Raw genomic sequence first — 17,988 nt, 5'->3', positions numbered from 1 at the left:
AAATAAATCAAGAAGAAAAACCTTTTTTGTTTCAATACCTTGTTAAAGACATAATTTACGGGAAAGATGAGATAGGAGTTAATCTTTTTATCTCCCGAATTACAGTGCGAACCTTCCAGCACAAAGCCAGAGCGGTGGAACTGCGAGGACGACTACTGGCGGTGAGCCAGTGTCACCCTCTTTTATTCCTTCTTATATAGGTTTGAAAAATCGTTCAAACTGGCTCCCCGGGTAGGACTCGAACCTACAGCCTAGCGGTTAACAGCCGCTCGCTCCGCCATTGAGCTACCGGGGAACCGAGAAAGTACTAAGTACGATGGACAGAGAATGATATGTTCCCATTCTCAATCCTATACTTAATACTCTAACGTATCGTAGCCCTGATTAAGGTAAGACAATATTATTATTCACTAATTTATTTATTTTGTTCGCATCGCGCTAAAAGTTCAGCCCATCTTCGGTCAACTTCAGCTTGTATCTCATCTATTATATGTTGATTCTGCGGTTTAAATAAATGGGAAAATCTCCCCTGCATTTTCAACCATTCCGTAATTGGTTTTTTCTCTTTCGGTTTATAGTTTAGTTTCCATTTACCATTTTCTACTTCAAACAATGGCCAGAAACAGGTTTCGGTAGCCATACGCGCTACTGCTATCGAGTCTTCAATTGGAACTCGCCAACCACGATTACATGGTGATAAAACGTTGATAAACGATGGTCCATCAACCGCTAACGCTCGCTGAACTTTCTCCATGAAATCACGGAAGTTGTGAACTGACGCTTGCGCTGCAAAAGGTATATGATGCGCAATCATCGCTAACGTTAAATCTTTATTATACTGCTGTTTTCCGACAACTTTTTTCCCAACCGGAGTAGTAGTGGTTGCGGTTCCTTTCGGAGTTGAACCGGACCGCTGGATTCCGGTATTCATATATCCTTCGTTATCATAACAGATGTAAAGCATCCGATGGCCACGTTCCATCGCTCCAGATAACGACTGAAATCCAATATCATAGGTTCCACCATCTCCGCCCCAAGCGATAAATCGGATTTCTTTATTAATCTTCCCTTGTCGTTTAAGCGATTGATATGCTGCTTCAACTCCGCTCATGGTTGCTGCAGAATTCTCAAACGCATTATGGATAAACGGTACCCGCCAAGCAGTATATGGAAATATCGTAGTAACCACTTCCATACATCCGGTAGCAGAACTGCATACTACTGGATAATCAGAAGCGAGTAACGCTTGACGAATAATACTCGGACCGGTACAACCTGCACAGGCTCTATGTCCACCGGTCAGTAAATCCGGTTTATTTGATATTTGTTTTAGATTGACTGCCATAATATTCCCTCTCGTTAATTAAGTTTATTCACGAACGCCTAAATAGGTCACTAACTGTTCGATTTTACCGGTTTTAACAATTGTATCTAAATCAGTATAAACCCGTTCAATTTCTTCTAATCCAATATCTCGTCCACCTAACCCATAAATATAATCAACTATTTTCGGATTTGCTTCTGAACCGTAGAGTGCACCACGGAGTTCACTAAATAACGGGCCACTGAATCCGTTAAACGAATCTGACCGGTCAAGCACCGCAACCGCTTTAACGTTCTTTAGTACGTTGATTAACTCTTGATATGGGAATGGACGAAATACCCGTGGTTTAAGCAATCCGACTTTCTTCCCTTTTTCTCGTAACTGGTCAACCACCACTTTCGTTGTCCCCGCAGTTGAACCGAGACAGATGATAACTAATTCCGCATCGTCCATTCTATACGCTTCAAAATATCCATAAGAACGACCGGAAATTTTTTCGAATTCTTTTCCGATGTCAAGAATAATTGGACCAGCGTTCCGCATCGCTTCTGCTTGCTGCCGCCGATGTTCAAAATAGTAATCCTGTAAATCTAATGGACCAAACGTTACCGGATGGTCAACATCAAGCAGATAATGTTCTGGTTTATATTCACCCACAAAATTTGTTACCACATCATCCGGTAGTAGTTCAAGCCGTTCATTCGTATGGCTGATAATAAATCCATCCATACAAACCATTACCGGGAGTCTAACTTTCGGATGTTCAGCAATCCGAATCGCTTGAATCACATTATCATAGGCTTCCTGTGCATTTTCGGCATATAGCTGAATCCAGCCACTATCGCGAGCTCCCATAGTATCGCTATGGTCACAATGGATATTAATCGGAGCGGATAGTGCGCGATTAACGTCGGTCATAACAATCGGCAATCGCATTCCCGCAGCAACATATAATACCTCCCACATCAAAGCTAAACCGCACGCCGATGTCGCAGTCATCGCTCTCGCTCCTGCAGCTGAAGCACCAATACATGCACTCATTGCACTATGTTCTGATTCTACTAGAACAAATTCGGTTTTCACGAGTCCATCAGCAACATATTCCGCAAATTTATGCATTAATTCAGTTTGCGGAGTTATCGGATATGCGGCAACCACATCTGGATTAATCTGCCGCATCGCTTCAGCGACTGCATCATTGCCGGTAAGTGATACAATCAATTCTTCTTTAGCGTTAACTACTGCCATACATCATTCCCTCTCTTAAAAAATTTTATTTGTCTTTAATTTCTAACTCCATAACAATCGCTTTATTTTTCGCCGGACATTCTTTCGCACAAATTCCGCAACCTTTGCAATGAGCATAATCAAATTCACCTCGTTTACCATCTTTTACAAAAACTGCTGAATCCGGACAATATATATAGCAGAATAAACAATGGATACAGTTTTCTTGAATATATCTCGGACGATAGGTTCGCCAAGAACCGGTTTCATATTTATCCGCATTACCTGCTTCTAATATAAGCACTCCTTCCGGTAATTCTTTCCAAGTTTCTTTCTTATCTTTTACCATACGGGTTATTCTCCTTTAACTTCATTATATGCACGACGAACTGCGCGCAGATTGCCTTCGACAACTTCAGCCCGGAACTTTTTACCGAATTTCTTTTTTAAATCTTCTTCAATCGTTTCAAGTTTGAGCACTTCTGCAATCCGGACTAACGCGCCTAGCATCGGCATATTCGGTATTTCACGTTTTAATTCATCTAACGCGATTTGCGTCGCATTTACCGTATAAATTTTTGCGGTTCCATTTAACTGAATTTGTCTCCTCACTTCCGCTGGAGATAACGGCGTATTCACTAGTATCTTGCCATTTTCAACCAATCCTTCTGCAATATTTTCACTGCCTAGTAAGGTCGGATCTAGTACAACAACTACTTGTGGATTGTATATTGCACAATGGATATTAATCACAGAATCACTCAATCGCGTATATCCTCGCACGGGCGCTCCCATCCGTTCTGGACCATATTCTGGAAACCCTTGGGAAAACTTTCCTTCATTTAACGCTGCTTCTGCAAGCATTGTCGCTGCAGTTTTAACCCCTTGACCACCGCGACCATGCCATCGTATCTCTACCATCTTTGCCAAGATAAACTACCTCCTTTGAACATAAATTAAGGCTTCTTGATTTTCGCCTCGAAGCCTTATAACTTTTATATTTTGTTACATTTATTATACCAAATACGAGATACTTTTGTAAACATATTATCCAGTGAAATTTGTAAAATTTATTTCTCACTCCTATACTCAAATCCTACTTGCAATGCTTTTAGATTTATATCAATTAAATGGGCGCGTTTCGACGACAAAACCGCACGTAACGCTTGTTCCGTTTGAGTTATTGTCGCTAACTTTATCAGATTCAAATATGCCCCTAAAATCACCATATTTGCGGTTTGAATATTCCCGAGTTTATCAGCCAATTCGCTTGCTGGTATGAAATTGTACTGTATATCTTTTCTCTGGTTAGCAACTTTCGCTAGCGAACTGTTGATAACGATTGTCCCGTTTGGTAATAACTCTTTTTCAAATTTGTCCAATGATTGCTGATTCATAACAATTAATGAAGTAGGTCGTTCGACTACTGGTGAGGCAATTTCGGTATCGGAAATGATAACCGCGCAATGAGCAGTTCCCCCGCGCATTTCCGCTCCGTAGGAAGGGAATGAAGTTACATTTTTGCCGAGCAACATTCCCAGATGCGCTAAAACATGACCGAGAAAAACCAACCCTTGACCACCGTATCCCGCAGCAATTATTTCTTCATGCATAATTTATTTTGTGAAATCTTTAATAACTCCTAATGGAAAAGTTTTTGATAAAACTTCATCAATCCATCGACATGATTCTAGCGGAGTTAAATGCCAATCGGTAGGACACATAGACAGAATTTCTACCATCGTGAACCCAACATCTTGCAACTGCAATTCAAATGCTTTTCTTATTGCTAACCTAGTTTTCCGGATATTTTTCGGTGTATTAACCGCTGTTCTCTCAATATATGCTGTTCCATCAAGATTTGCTAATAATTCCGAGATTCTTAATGGAAATCCATCTACCCGCGCATCGCGCCCTTTCGGAGTAGTCGCCGTTTTCTGACCGAGAATCGTCGTAGGTGCCATCTGCCCGCCAGTCATTCCATACACTGCATTATTGATAAAAATAACGGTTATCCGTTCACCGCGATTAGCACTATGGATAATTTCCGCAGTTCCGATAGCCGCTAAATCGCCATCCCCTTGATAGCTGAAAACGAGATTGTGTGGTAGGACCCGCTTTATCCCTGTTGCTACCGCTGGGGTTCGACCATGCGCCGCTTCAGTCGTATCGAAATTAAAATAATCATAACCGAGAACCGCACAACCTACCGGAACCACCCCAACCGTTCGTTCACGTAATCCAAGTTCATCAATAACTTCTGCAATCAACCGATGCACAATTCCATGGCCACAACCTGAACAGTAAATAGTTTTCGTATCAGTTAGCGACTCGGGTTTACTAAATATTTTCTCCATAGTCCTTATATTTTTACAAATCTACATACTAGAAAAACAACTAATGACAATATCGCTGAATATATTCAACGATAATTTCAACTTCTGGAATCCCCCCAGCGGTTCTCCCATAGAAATCCACCGGTGCCTTACCAAAAACTGCTAATCGGACATCTTCTACCATTTGCCCCATATTCATTTCCACTGTTAGAAATCGTTTGACATTATCCGCAACGTCATTGATGTGTTGATAGGGAAACGGATATAATGTTATCGGACGAATTAATCCTGCTTTAACATGTTCTTTTCTTAATCGGTCTACTGCAGCGCGAGCAATTCGCGCCACGGAACCGAATGCGACAATTACATATTCTGCATCATCAATTAAATAATCCTCATACCTAATTTCGTTCTTTTCAATCTGCCGGTAGATGTTTTGTAACTTGCGGTTATGTTCTTCAAGTACACCATGACCAAGAAATAATGACTGAATTGACTGTGCTTTTCGATCCTTACATCCCGTTAACGCCCAATTTTTTCTTGGTAAAGTATCTAAACTTCTCATTTCCGGGAGAATTAAAGGTTCGCTCATCTGACCCAAAATACCATCGGCTAATATCATCACCGGAACACGGTATGTATCCGATAAATCAAATGCTTGGTAGGTAAACCAAGCCATTTCTTGAACTGAACTCGGAGCTAGTACGATTAAACGATAATCTCCGTGTCCACCGCCTTTTGTTGCCTGAAAATAATCGGATTGTGAAGCAGCAATATTTCCAAGTCCTGGACCTCCTCGCATAACGTTTACAATAACCGCCGGAAGCATACACCCAGCTAAATATGATAATCCTTCCTGCTTCAAACTTATGCCCGGACTGCTAGAAGAAGTCATCGCCCGTGCTCCAGCAACTGATGCACCAAAAACCATATTTACTGCTGCTAATTCACTTTCCGCTTGGATAAATGTTCCGTTCACTTCCGGCATACGCACTGCCATATATGCAGTCAATTCATTCTGTGGGGTTATCGGATACCCGGCATAAAAACGGCACCCTGCTCGAATCGCCCCTTCTCCAACGGCATCATTTCCCCGCATTAAAATTTTATTTTCTAGCATAATTTTTTAATGAATTTCTGATAAAATTAGCTATCTATCTTACCTCTTTTTGCTATCAATTGTCAAAAATCTTGCTCTGTAAGAAAAACCGTATGTTCGTTAATATAACTTTCTGTCGGATTTAATTAATCTTTATCTAATCTAACAACATTTTCCGGCGAAACCAAAACATGAGTTTGGTCGAGAATAAATTAGCTAGTTCAAATGGTTAGAGAAATTTCGCGAGCTAGATGACTACTACGTAATTAGTTCAGATACGGTATTTGGTGGTCTGGTTCAAGATTGCCTTTTTCGGACAGGCGGAAATGCAAAGATTACATTTCAAACAATCTGCATTAGTCACATTTTGTATTCCTTGTTTCTTATACATATATGGTTTAATCTGTACTGGACAAACTTTATAACATAAAGTACAAGATGTACACACATCGGAATTCAACTGATTCAGCTGTTTAGTTTTTCCCACCCAACTTGATAGTGAACCTATCGGACAAAAACTACACCAAGTCCGTTGATGAAAAATAAATGATAAAATGACGCCAATAAATGTTGTTATGGTCAAAAGGATCACAAAAAACATCCCAATCGCTATCGGGTTAGGCCAGCGAATGATAATTTGAACCGTCATAATACTCATAAGTACGACAATAATTGCTACGCGGAAAAATGTAGTTTTCACTAGGTCAGGAATATCCTTATGAGGACTAACCTTTTTCAATACGGTATCTGCAAAACTTCCCCGCGGACAATACCAATCACACCATTTTCTGCCTTTGAACAAAGCGATTCCTATTCCTAAAATCATACATACCGGAATAAAATACCCTACTACCGGGTATATCCAAGCAGCACTTAACATTCCGATAAATAATAGTGCCATAAAATATTGTTTGATTTTTCGTTGGTAAGCTAAATATTTGAATGATGACATAAAAAAATTCCTCCGTCCTTAATTTTTTAAATTAATTTTATTAGACGGATAAAATATTACAACGATTCTCATTTATCAAAAAATAAATTGTATTTTTTTATGAATCTACACATTTTTCTCGGCGTCTAATATCTTGATATTGATAAATGAAAGGGGTAAGGTTATGCCGTTATATGAATATTGGTGCAAAGATTGTAGAAAAAGTTTCACACAACTTAAATCTATTAGTGAACTCAATCAGCGAGTTCAATGTCCTACCTGCCAGAGCAAACGGGTTCAACGGGTTTTATCGAATTTTTCAACCAGTGGACAATTAAGAACCAGCGGGCGCGGTTTTACTGCATTAAATAAATCGGACTGTAAGACTGGCGGTGGCTGAAGAATCTAAATCAGCTAACCGGTGGTTAGCAAATTAGTAAATTTATAGTATATCTATTTGTCTTTTTGAACTTAATTTTTTTTGTCTCCTGAATTTTATTTATAGAAAGTTTAAGTAAGAAACTATTAAGAAGTTTACTATGTAGTTGTTAATTCCTTGAAGCAGATGTTCCTAAAAAATTGATTTATAGTTTAAAAAATGAATAAAATCAGTTACAATATTTAGGTAGTACATTTTTTATTCATCAAATATTTTATGGATGCTGAAAATCAAACGATAGAAACCAAACCGACCGGGAAGAAAAAAAAATATTCTATTACTCTTAATTACGATTGGTGTAAAGCGTGTGGAATTTGTATTGCGTTTTGCCCTACAAAAGTTTATGATACAGAAAACCTAACTGGGAAACCGATAATTGCACGACCTGCTGATTGTATTGGATGCATGCTTTGTGAACTCCGTTGCCCAGATTTTGCTATCGAAGTAGATGAAATAAAGTGACGATTCCTTTTATTTTGGTAAGCGTTTAAAATCACGGAGATGACCAATCACCGCTTTTACGCCACGCCCGATGAATTTTACATCATCCCAGCTTCTTATACCTGCTATATAACGTGCTACATAGCGTGGAGATAAAAATAACTTATAAATGTTATCACAAATCGCCATAACTTCTTCCGGGGTCATATCCGGTGTTTTAAATACTGGTTCGGTCATATCGAACCTTTCATACTCTTTCGGGTCAAATCGAAACCAATCATTTTCTACTGCTTGTTGGTATAACGGCGTTCCCGGATATCCAATTGCAACTGTTGCTTGTAACATATCTGCCCAGCCGTAAACCATTAACCTTTTCGCTAAATCTAACGTTCGTTCTCCATCTTTTCTTGTTTCCCATGGATATCCAACCATTATTGTTAGATGAACTTCCAAACCTGCTTTTTTTGCTATTCGGCAACCGTTTTCAATATCAGCAATCTGAATTCCTTTATCTAACCTATCTAATGTCGATTGATTTGCGGATTCCAATCCCATTTTCATTAACCTGAAACCCGCTTGTTTCATTAGTTTCGCTATAGATTCATTAATGTAATCGAACCGGAAATTGCAAGAAAACAAGATTTTTTTGTTATATCCACGCTCAATCATACCCTGACAAAAACGTTCGAGCCATCCACCACGTGGAAAAGTTCCGGTATCATCAAATATCTCACGGACATGATATTTTTCAATTAACATTCCGATTTCATCGAGCACCGATTCAACTGACCGGACACGGAACGTGGGGAATATTGTCGTCCAACTGCAGAAGGTACACCGGTGCCAGGGACAATCACGGCCTGCCATAGTATATGTGAACGGAGTACGCCGATATATCTTTTCACCGTACAAATACCATTTAGTTAAATCTCGGTCTATTATCGGCAGCGCATCTAAACTACCGGTTAACTCAAATTTACCGGTATTTTTTATCTGTCCGTTTTCTCGATACCAGATTCCGGAAGATAACGGGGTTTTATACCGAATATGGTCAACGAGTGATAGAAGCAGAAAATCGAAATCACCACCGGTTAATGCATAATCAACAACTGAATTCTGCATCGTTTCTTCTGGCAAAGCTGTAACGTGGTCTCCCATGAGAACAAAAATTGTATCCGGTAACTTCTCTTTTAATTCCCCGATAATCCGCCAATATTGTTTCACGGTTGGCGTTTTCGTTTCTATAGCGACCAAATCCGGCTTCGTTTCTTCCATAAACCTCAGATACTGCGGATACTCCCATTCTTCGGCGATCGCATCATTCCAGATAACTTCACAATCATGTTTCGCAAGGAGAGTTGCTGCTGAAGCTGGTACCATCGGGTAGATATACGATGGATGATGGAACCATTGAAACTGCCGATTCTGTCCAAGAGTAGGATGTCCTTTACCGTTTAATGGCGGATAACTGATAACGACCTTCATAAAAAACAAGATTCAAACGGATGAACTCGTATACAAATTGATATATCCGTTTGAATCACTTCAAATCGGTTTACCACAAGATTTATATGGAGCGGGAGACGGGGATCGAACCCGCGACGACCAACTTGGAAGGCTGGTGTTCTACCATCTGAACTACTCCCGCAAATACTTTATGTATGTATATATAATAAACTGAACTGCGAGTTGTGTCAACGCTAGCAACCCGATTTTCAGGAAACCGGTACCTGGAACGCTTTTATATATCCTCACCAAAAACTAACTTGGATACCATAAAAAAAGAGGGTAAAATTTTTTATTTTACCCTCTTTTGCTACATAGTTATTTCTTTTGCGATTATTTCATCATGGGGCATTCTGGATTCATATGTTTTCCCATGCCAGTTTGACCTTTTCCCGCACCCATACCTGCACAGCAACCCATACCACCTTGCATACCCATACCATAACCACCGAAACCATCTTTACCACGCGACATCTTCATAGCGCCCATACCTTTTTTCATCATCTGTTTTTGTTCTGGAGTAAGTATCTTACTCATTTCAATTCGATGATAAACCATTTTCTCAGATAATTTAGCGGTTAAATCGTTAATCTCTTTTTGTTTCGCAATAATCTTTTTCGCATCCGGTTCCTCGGCTGACCAAAGTTCCTGTAATTCTATTTTTTTAATACTTAATTCATTTCGAATAGGTAACGTTTCTTTCATAAACTGCAATTTCGCTGCTTTTATTTTTTCTTTCTGTTCATCTGTAAGATTGAGCTTCTGCCAGTACTTCATACCTGGAGATTTACCTAGTGGAGCAGCAATTCCTTTGCCTTTCTCCAATTTTCCTTTACCCCATTCATTTTTCTCGCCTTTACCTTCTCTTTCCTGTTTTGCATATGTAATAGCGAAACCGGCAATTAACGCGATCATAATGATGATTGAAATAACCGCAATTAATCTCGTTTTCATCTGGTTCACCTCCTTTTACTGTTTTGTAAAGACTAGACGTTAATGTTGAGTTTCAGTTGCAAAATGTATATTTTATTATTGTAAACTTTGTGCTATTTTCTGTAACTCTTTTTGAGGTAAATCACCTATAATAATACACTGGATTGAACCAACATTAATTCTCATTATTTTCCCATGTTGTCGTTCAAAATATTCTCTTATTTCGCGGGTCGTATCCTCAGCATGTTTCCGAAATTCTATATCTCTGCCTTGATTGCGTTGGAAAGGTGAGTATTTTCTCCTGTCAAATTGGCGGTCAATGCCTTTTTTAAAATCTCGTTCTGTTCTTTTTTTCTCAATGGGATGCTCAAATATCGAAAGGATATTCAATCCATCGGTATATCGTAACTGCAATGATTGATTTGTTCCGCGGAATCGTGGTTGCCATAAATAACAACCCTCATAAATATAGCCCGGAGGTAAATAGGTAGCGGTTTTTATCGCATAGTTTAGTTCTTTTTCTGCTTGTTCTATACTATATTTACGTCTAAACGTATTGGATTGATTGATAAATTTTACCGTTGATGGAATAGTAAAAGCCGAGATATCAATTTTTTTGCTAAACGATAGTTCTGTAAAATAACTGGTTGATATTTTTTTAGATTCAGCGTTAAATTGTTCAATTCGTAAAATAATCGGTTGTTTTATATCTACCCAAATCCGACGGGATGGGTTTCCCGGATACTTGGGGATTATCTCTATAACATCAGCAGTGCGATTAAGAATTTTTTCTTGCCCGACGGATTTGATATGGTAGTTCTGCATCAATAACTGCAATCGTGACGGGGTCATTTTTACTTCCGTTGGTAACTCTGAAATTACCACTATATTCCGTCTGGGAAAGTATCGCCATTCCGTGGTTTCATCCGAAACAAGAACCAATCGAAGCTGGTTATCTGCATAGAACTCACGGCGGATTTTTTTCGGAGGAAACCAATACAATTCTATCTGGGAAGATACATTTCGTGCACCGAAATAACCGAATGTGCTTATTTTTCCATAGAGACGAATGGTTCCTTCATTGTCCCATGCATGTTTTAATAGTTCAATTGGTTCAACCGCATATCCTGCCGATACCAGAACTAAAACAATATAGATTGAAATGAAACTTTTCAATATTAGGTTCATCATAGTAATAAGCATTATAGTTCACCGGTTAACTCATTTGCGGTGACCATGATTAAACCGATTCCGTTTTTATCGGTTACTGGATCTTCGAGGGTTGATATTGTATGTTGTGTCATATAAATTTCTATTGGCTCTTCAGCGGTTTGGACTGGGGTTACCGGATAATTTGGTAAACGATGAAATCTCCACCATAATCCACCACCGACAATAATGAGCAATATCGCTATTGTAGCAAATCGTGGCATCGGGCTGGTTTTAAACCAACTAACGAGCGTTTGGCTAGCTCGAACTTTTGTTTCTTGGGTTGTAATCTTCGCTTCTATTTTTTCCCATAATCCAATCGGCGGCTCTTCTAACTTGACCGCATTGATTAATACCTCAACCCGAGTTAATAGTTCTAGTTCATTTCTGCATACGGCGCATCCCTCGAGATGCACTCTTATCTCTTGTTGTTCAGATGGATTAAGATTATCGAGTATATAATCTGCTAATTTGAGTCTAATAGTCTCACAAGTCATAAATATATCCATTACGAAATATAATTGATTAATTTTTGTTTTAATATTTCTCGCGCTCGGGCTAATCGCGATTTAACTGTGCCGGAAGGCGCATCAATCATCCGGCTTATTTCCTGAATATCATATCCTTCAAGATGATATAAGATAACTACTTCACGTTGGGACGGTGGCAAACTTGAGATTGCCTTATGAATCTTCCGATTTAATTCATCTTGCAATGATATTTCACGTGGATTGGCTGCCCAATCTGGAATTTCAACCGAATATTTATTCTCTGATTCATTGATATCAGGCGTATCAATACTTTCCGTATTCAATTCATGTTTCCGGAGTTTATCGCGAACGAGATTAATTGCAATCCGATGGAGCCAGCTCGTAAAAGCTTCTTCCTTCTTTAATTGACTGAGTGAATGATATGCGCGTAAAAATGTATCTTGAGTTAATTCACTACTCAATTCCGTATCCCGAATCATTCCTAGAATATAGTTATATATTCTTTTCTGATATCTATAAAACAACTGCTCGAATGCGTTTATATCCTTTTTTTTCGCTCGTTTAACTAGTTCTAATTCAACCGAATCCATCCCATTCCCTATAAATAATAGACGTTAGTATCTTATTTCGGTTCCATTATAATTTTCTACTGAAAGTCTATTATATCTTAAAAGATTAGTTGTATAAATATTTCATAGTATGATTAAATTAAATGTTAGAGACATTTCAATAACATTTTTTAGGAGGGTATAATAGTGTCAGTTCGTCTGGATGGAAGAAAGGAAACCGAGTTACGTCAAGTTAAAATTACTCGGAAGTATCTAAAATATGCTGAAGGGTCGGTATTAATTGAAATTGGCGATACCAGAGTTATCTGCAGTGCTACGGTAGAAGATAAAGTTCCACCGCATTTAATTAATACTGGTCAAGGATGGATAACTGCAGAATATGGTATGCTTCCGCGGTCAACCCAAGTTCGGATAATTCGTGATACAGCTCGAGGAAAACCAAGCGGAAGAACCCACGAAATCCAGCGTCTTATAGGTCGTTCATTGCGTGCAGTGACGGATTTAATTGCACTCGGTCCACGAACTATTTGGCTCGATTGTGATGTTATCCAAGCGGATGGTGGAACTAGAACCGCATCGATTACTGGAGCGTATATTGCGTTAGTCGATGCTATAAATTATTTAATTCAGGAAAAGAAAATATCACAGTCCCCAATATTAGACTATGTTGCTGCAACCAGTGTCGGGATTGTTAATGGTCAAAAATTATTAGATTTAACGTATGACGAAGATGTAGTTGCTGAAGTTGATATGAATATCGTCATGACTGGTCGCGGACAATTTATTGAAGTCCAAGGAACCGCAGAACGTAAACCGTTCTCCCAAGAAGAACTCAATTCATTATTAGAATTAGCGAAATCAGGTATCTTTAGATTAATCGATATTCAAAAAGAATTATTGCAATAAATCGAGAGGGAATAGAACACGAATGTTAGTTAAAAATCGCGATATTCGCTTGTTCTCACAATCGGTTATGAAGTTAGTGATTGCAACAAGAAATATAGGGAAATTAGCTGAGATTAAGGAGTTATTGCAAGGATTAGATTTCGAAATAAAAACATTAGCGGACTATCCTGAATTTGGTGAATTACCTGAGGATGGAACTACCTTCATTGAAAACGCAACGAAAAAGGCTATAACCGTAGCAAAATTAACTGGGCATTTAACTTTAGCAGATGATTCCGGATTAGAAGTTACCGTATTAGGTGGAGCACCCGGAATTAAATCAGCACGGTATGCAAAAAATGACGTGGAACGAAATAAAAAATTACTCGATGCACTTAAGCTCATCCCCTGGGAACAACGAACTGCACGATTTGTTTGTGCGATTGCTATCGTTCAACCAAACGGTAATATTCAAACGGTACAAGAAACTTGTGACGGTTTTATCGCGTTTGAACCGCAGGGAACGAATGGATTCGGGTTTGACCCGATATTTTATTATCCTCCATTAGGTAAAACTTTTGCTGAATTATCTCGCACTGAAAAATCGAAATATAGCCATCGCGGAAAAGCATTACGTGCCGCGAGAAAAATACTTGAGCAATTGATAACCTATACTCCGTCTTAACTATTTATTTTATTTCAATGACTCTTACGGATATTTTTGCACCAAATGGTCTTCTCTCCCAAAGGATGCGGGGATACGAACATCGACCGGAACAAATTGCTATGGCAGAACGGATTGAACAAGCGATTCTGAAAAATGAACATCTGATTGTTGAAGCAGGAACCGGCGTCGGAAAAAGTCTCGCTTATCTCATTCCGTTTATTTTATGGGCACTTGATAAGAAAAAAAGAATTATTATTTCCACCTATACAAAAACATTACAACATCAACTACTTGAAAAAGATTTGCCTGCAATTCGACAAGCGTTACGGCTCGAGGTTAACGCAGAACTCTGCCTAGGAAACGAAAACTATTTATGCTTACGTCGATTCGAACGAACAGATTCACGAGGTTCCTTTTTAGATCTCCATACGGCACGACAGTTTAATAAACTGGTTACCTGGTGTAAAGAAACACAAACCGGAATTAAAATGGAATTAGAGTTCACCATACCTGATGAACTCTGGGAAAGTGTATGCCGTTTCAGTGATCTCTGTTTAGGGAAAAACTGTCCGCGGTATTCCGCATGTTTCTATTTTAAAGCGCGCAAAGCGCAATATTTCGCGCAAATTCTTATTGTCAATCATCATTTATATTTCGCAAATTTAATTAGTAACGAATCCCTACTACCGAAATATGATGCGATAGTTTTTGACGAAGCACATAATCTCGAAGACGTTGCAACTGATTTTCTTGGTATCCATTTATCTTCTTCATTTACAAACTATTTATTAAGTTCTATCTATAATCCACGGACCAATCGTGGTTTAATAAACCGACTTAACGAACTTGATAAAACTATTTCAACTGAACTTCAGCAAGCGGTAGCAGATGCTCAAACCGCTTCGGATACCTTTTTCACTTCTTGGATAGTCAAGCTCGGTCAGCCGCCGATAAAGAAAAGAATAACAAAATCGTTTCTGGTTATGGATACTTTACAAGAGCCATTCAAACATCTTTCGAAACTCTTGCATCAGGTAGCAAAACAAACTGATAATATTGACGATCGCATTGAGCTTGAAGCGTATGCGAATCGATGCCTTGAAATCCCGCAATCTGCAGAATCGTTTTTAGCAATGGAAGATGCAGATAATATTGTTTATTGGGTTGAAATTGAAGGGAAGCGGAAACGTATGAATGTTACTTGCCGTAGTGCGCCAATACATCTCGGTCCGGAACTTAACAAGCTCATTTGGCAAAAAGTTTCACCGATTGTATTCACCTCTGCTACGTTAGCGACTGATCGCACCTTCACGTATTTCAAAGACCGATTAGGGTTAAAATCAGCTCAGGAACTATTACTCGATTCTCCATTCGATTATGCGAATAATGTTCTCTTATATACCAATCGCAATGGAATTGATCCCGGACTCGACCCAGAAAAATATGTTCAGGAATCGGTAGAAAAAATTAAAGAGATTCTCCTAGCAACAAACGGGAAAGCGTTCGTTTTATTTACCAGCTATAAAATGCTCGACAGCGCGTTTGAATTGCTTGCTCCGCAACTGCAACAATTTAACATTATGCGGCAAGGAGATGCACCTCGAGAACGGTTGTTGAAAGAATTTAAAAAAGACATCAATTCGGTATTATTCGGGACGACAACCTTTTGGCAGGGAGTAGATGTTCCGGGAGAAGCGCTCCAATGTGTTATCATCACAAAACTACCGTTTGACGTTCCGGATGAGCCGATTATTGAAGCGCGAATTCAACGATTACGGGAAGAAGGGCAGAATCCGTTTTATGCGTTCCAAGTTCCGCAAGCAATTATTATGTTTAAACAAGGGTTCGGCCGTTTGATTCGGAATAAAACCGATATCGGCGTTGTCGCTATCCTCGACCCAAGATTACACACCAAATCCTACGGCAAGCTATTCCTTAACTCTCTCCCCAAATGCAGAAATGTTCACCAGATTCATGAAATCTCATCTTTTTTTCATAAGCAGTAGAAGCTTTTGATTTCATCAAGTCTTTCTTGGATTGCTCAATCTTGCTTGCACTTTGCATTATAAAGAGCAAAATAATTTCGCTCCTTGCTTGTTAAATCTAGAACCACGATTTGACTTTAGTCAAAGGTTTCAAGGTTTTAACCTTAAAAGGCAGATTTCCTGTCATAATGTTTGCAAGATATGTCTTTTACGAAATTAACACCACGGGCTAATTGTGACCCTATACCGTAGATGAACCAGTGCGGGTTCAAGGCACACTGGTTATGCTCCACTATCGCTCTCATATTAAAAACTATCAAAAAAATTTCAGAAAACATTGAAAATAGGTAAGTTAAATTAATTTTTTAAAGTATAAATTGAATTTTTAGCTCTAAAGTCAAAACCCTAACGAGATAAATTATACTAAAATACGTTTTTTGCAATTTGACTAATGAAATTTATTTGGCGTTTTGATTTTGCAAAGTAGAGTTTGTGCGTTCTTGTTGTAATCGAGCTTTGAGGCGAGACCAGTATTCGATACGTTTTTTGATTTCTTTTTCGAATCCGAAATCGGATGGATGATAATATACCCTACCCTTGAGGTTATCCGGAAAAAATTCCTGACCTGCATAATGTTCAGGAGCATTATGGTCGTATTGATACCCTTTGCCATACCCAAGGTCACTCATTAATTTCGTTGGCGCATTCCGAATATGCAAGGGAACCGGTTCAGCTTCAGTTTCGCGGACATCACGCTGGGCTGCGGAATATGCAGTATAAACCGCATTCGATTTCGGCGCAGTCGCCATATAGATTACCGCTTGTGCGAGTGCGGTATTCCCTTCCGGCATTCCGATAAAATCGACCGCTTCTTTTGCCGCAATGGCGATAGATAACGCTTGCGGGTCAGCGTTTCCAATATCTTCGGAAGCAAACCGAACAATACGACGCGCAATATACAACGGGTCTTCACCTGCTTCTAACATCCGCGCTAACCAATATAACGCGGCGTTCGGGTCAGACCCGCGCATGCTCTTATGCAATGCAGAAATGAGATTATAATGCTCTTCTCCCATTTTATCGTAGAGAAGCGTTTTCTTCTGCATCGCTTCTTTCGTTAACTCAACAGTGATATGGCGCGTTCCATCTTGAGCTGGTTCAGCGGTCATAACCGCTAATTCGATAATATTTAATGCAGTTCGTGCATCGCCGTTGGAAAATGTCGCGATATATTTCAAGACGTCCGGAGCGATTTCTAATTTGAGATTGCCGAGTCCACGTTCTTTATCCAATATCGCGCGATTCAAAATCAACTCAATCTGCGCTTCAGTTAACGGATTGAGAACATAGACCCGACATCGGGATAACAGCGCCGAGATAACTTCAAACGACGGATTTTCTGTAGTCGCGCCGATGAGGATAATCGTCCCGCGTTCGACATGCGGTAAAAATGCATCTTGTTGCGCTTTGTTAAACCGATGGATTTCATCTATGAAAAGGATAGTTTTCTTATGATGGAACCGGAGTTGGTCTTCCGCAGCGGCGATAACTTCTTTAATTTCTTTAATGCCGGAAATAACCGCAGAAAATGCAATGAATTGCGCATCAATCGCCCGAGCGAGAATAAATGCTAACGTTGTTTTTCCTGTTCCCGGAGGACCCCAGAATATCATTGACTGGATTTGTTTGGTCTCAATCGCACGCCGAAGAACTTTCCCCGGGGCAAGGAGATGTTCTTGTCCAACAAATTCATCCAACGATTTCGGTCGCATCCGGTCGGCAAGTGGCACCAGCTCACGTTTTTCTTCAGCGGTCGGTTTTGAAAATAATTCCATATATCCTATATTATAGCAGAAGGTTATCTCATTTTTCCTGAATTTTATGTGTATAATTAATCATAAAGGAATTTTACCCCCCAACTCCGGTTGTCAAAATATCAAGAAAAC

General features: G+C 39.3%; 20 protein-coding genes and 2 tRNA genes. 6 read left to right on the top strand and 16 right to left on the bottom strand.

Translation table 11 applies throughout. From position 1 onward, the window contains the following. Nucleotides 1-200 (top strand): hypothetical protein (locus tag N3A72_11470; protein MCX7920199.1); only part of this gene is annotated, 200 nt, incomplete at its 5' end. 20 nt (nt 201-220) lie between these two features. Here the strand turns inward: N3A72_11470 and N3A72_11465 are convergent. The 9 genes from N3A72_11465 to N3A72_11425 all read right to left on the bottom strand — a co-directional run bounded on the left by N3A72_11465 (nt 221) and on the right by N3A72_11425 (nt 6,938). Next, nucleotides 221-295, bottom strand: a tRNA-Asn gene (locus N3A72_11465). A gap of 120 nt (nt 296-415) precedes the next feature. Then, nucleotides 416-1,345, bottom strand: coding sequence for a thiamine pyrophosphate-dependent enzyme (locus N3A72_11460; protein ID MCX7920198.1), 930 nt, complete (start codon nt 1,343-1,345; stop codon nt 416-418). Nucleotides 1,346-1,369: 24 nt separating this feature from the next. Next, on the bottom strand, nt 1,370-2,572 hold the full coding sequence (gene porA, locus N3A72_11455) for a pyruvate ferredoxin oxidoreductase (protein ID MCX7920197.1): 1,203 nt from the start codon (nt 2,570-2,572) through the stop codon (nt 1,370-1,372). 25 nt (nt 2,573-2,597) lie between these two features. Beyond that, nucleotides 2,598-2,900 carry a 4Fe-4S binding protein gene (locus N3A72_11450; GenBank protein ID MCX7920196.1) on the bottom strand — a complete coding sequence of 101 codons (303 nt, stop codon included), beginning with the start codon at nt 2,898-2,900 and terminating at the stop codon, nt 2,598-2,600. 5 nt (nt 2,901-2,905) lie between these two features. Continuing rightward, nucleotides 2,906-3,472: a 2-oxoacid:acceptor oxidoreductase family protein gene (locus tag N3A72_11445; protein ID MCX7920195.1), complete on the bottom strand. Its 567-nt coding sequence runs from the start codon at nt 3,470-3,472 to the stop codon at nt 2,906-2,908. Between the two features lie 149 nt (nt 3,473-3,621). Further along, entirely contained in the window at nt 3,622-4,164 is a 543-nt protein-coding gene (locus tag N3A72_11440) for a 2-oxoacid:acceptor oxidoreductase family protein (GenBank protein MCX7920194.1), read from the bottom strand. 3 nt (nt 4,165-4,167) lie between these two features. Continuing rightward, nucleotides 4,168-4,908, bottom strand: a complete 741-nt coding sequence (locus tag N3A72_11435; GenBank protein ID MCX7920193.1) for a thiamine pyrophosphate-dependent enzyme — start codon at nt 4,906-4,908, stop codon at nt 4,168-4,170. Nucleotides 4,909-4,948: 40 nt separating this feature from the next. Continuing rightward, a complete protein-coding gene (locus tag N3A72_11430) occupies nt 4,949-6,007 on the bottom strand; it encodes a 3-methyl-2-oxobutanoate dehydrogenase subunit VorB (protein ID MCX7920192.1) in 1,059 nt (352 codons plus the stop codon). Between the two features lie 250 nt (nt 6,008-6,257). Beyond that, the gene (locus tag N3A72_11425; GenBank protein MCX7920191.1) at nt 6,258-6,938 is read right to left on the bottom strand and encodes a 4Fe-4S binding protein; all 681 of its coding nucleotides are present in this window, start codon (nt 6,936-6,938) and stop codon (nt 6,258-6,260) included. Nucleotides 6,939-7,101: 163 nt separating this feature from the next. Between N3A72_11425 and N3A72_11420 the strand changes: the two genes are divergently transcribed. Further along, nucleotides 7,102-7,317, top strand: coding sequence for a zinc ribbon domain-containing protein (locus N3A72_11420; GenBank protein MCX7920190.1), 216 nt, complete (start codon nt 7,102-7,104; stop codon nt 7,315-7,317). A 255-nt stretch (nt 7,318-7,572) separates the two neighbouring features. After that, the gene (locus N3A72_11415; GenBank protein MCX7920189.1) at nt 7,573-7,818 is read left to right on the top strand and encodes a 4Fe-4S binding protein; all 246 of its coding nucleotides are present in this window, start codon (nt 7,573-7,575) and stop codon (nt 7,816-7,818) included. A 9-nt stretch (nt 7,819-7,827) separates the two neighbouring features. On the opposite strand, the gene N3A72_11410 is transcribed toward N3A72_11415, so the two are convergent. The 6 genes from N3A72_11410 to N3A72_11385 form a co-directional block, all read right to left on the bottom strand. Then, nucleotides 7,828-9,282, bottom strand: coding sequence for a radical SAM protein (locus N3A72_11410; protein MCX7920188.1), 1,455 nt, complete (start codon nt 9,280-9,282; stop codon nt 7,828-7,830). An 87-nt stretch (nt 9,283-9,369) separates the two neighbouring features. Next, nucleotides 9,370-9,445 (bottom strand) — tRNA-Gly (locus N3A72_11405). A gap of 191 nt (nt 9,446-9,636) precedes the next feature. Continuing rightward, complete coding sequence (locus N3A72_11400) at nt 9,637-10,218, bottom strand: Spy/CpxP family protein refolding chaperone (GenBank protein MCX7920187.1); 582 nt, start codon at nt 10,216-10,218, stop codon at nt 9,637-9,639. Between the two features lie 114 nt (nt 10,219-10,332). Then, on the bottom strand, nt 10,333-11,427 hold the full coding sequence (locus N3A72_11395; protein ID MCX7920186.1) for a hypothetical protein: 1,095 nt from the start codon (nt 11,425-11,427) through the stop codon (nt 10,333-10,335). Between the two features lie 11 nt (nt 11,428-11,438). After that, entirely contained in the window at nt 11,439-11,942 is a 504-nt protein-coding gene (locus N3A72_11390; GenBank protein MCX7920185.1) for a zf-HC2 domain-containing protein, read from the bottom strand. An 11-nt stretch (nt 11,943-11,953) separates the two neighbouring features. Next, complete coding sequence (locus N3A72_11385) at nt 11,954-12,526, bottom strand: sigma-70 family RNA polymerase sigma factor (GenBank protein ID MCX7920184.1); 573 nt, start codon at nt 12,524-12,526, stop codon at nt 11,954-11,956. Between the two features lie 165 nt (nt 12,527-12,691). Here N3A72_11385 and rph point away from each other — a divergent pair, with 165 nt between their 5' ends. The 3 genes from rph to N3A72_11370 are packed head-to-tail and all read left to right on the top strand — an operon-like array spanning nt 12,692 to nt 16,063. Beyond that, nucleotides 12,692-13,411, top strand: a complete 720-nt coding sequence (gene rph, locus N3A72_11380) for a ribonuclease PH (protein MCX7920183.1) — start codon at nt 12,692-12,694, stop codon at nt 13,409-13,411. A gap of 22 nt (nt 13,412-13,433) precedes the next feature. After that, on the top strand, nt 13,434-14,075 hold the full coding sequence (locus tag N3A72_11375; GenBank protein MCX7920182.1) for an XTP/dITP diphosphatase: 642 nt from the start codon (nt 13,434-13,436) through the stop codon (nt 14,073-14,075). Between the two features lie 17 nt (nt 14,076-14,092). Beyond that, nucleotides 14,093-16,063, top strand: a complete 1,971-nt coding sequence (locus tag N3A72_11370; protein ID MCX7920181.1) for an ATP-dependent DNA helicase — start codon at nt 14,093-14,095, stop codon at nt 16,061-16,063. Nucleotides 16,064-16,500: 437 nt separating this feature from the next. Here the strand turns inward: N3A72_11370 and N3A72_11365 are convergent, their stop codons facing one another. Then, nucleotides 16,501-17,877 (bottom strand): replication-associated recombination protein A, encoded by a 1,377-nt coding sequence (locus tag N3A72_11365; GenBank protein ID MCX7920180.1) that lies wholly within the window; start codon nt 17,875-17,877, stop codon nt 16,501-16,503. Nucleotides 17,878-17,988: the final 111 nt, after the last annotated feature.

The organism is bacterium (assembly GCA_026416715.1).
Lineage (GTDB): Bacteria > UBP4 > UBA4092 > JAOAEQ01 > JAOAEQ01 > JAOAEQ01.
This window is presented reverse-complemented; position numbering and strand designations above follow the sequence as displayed.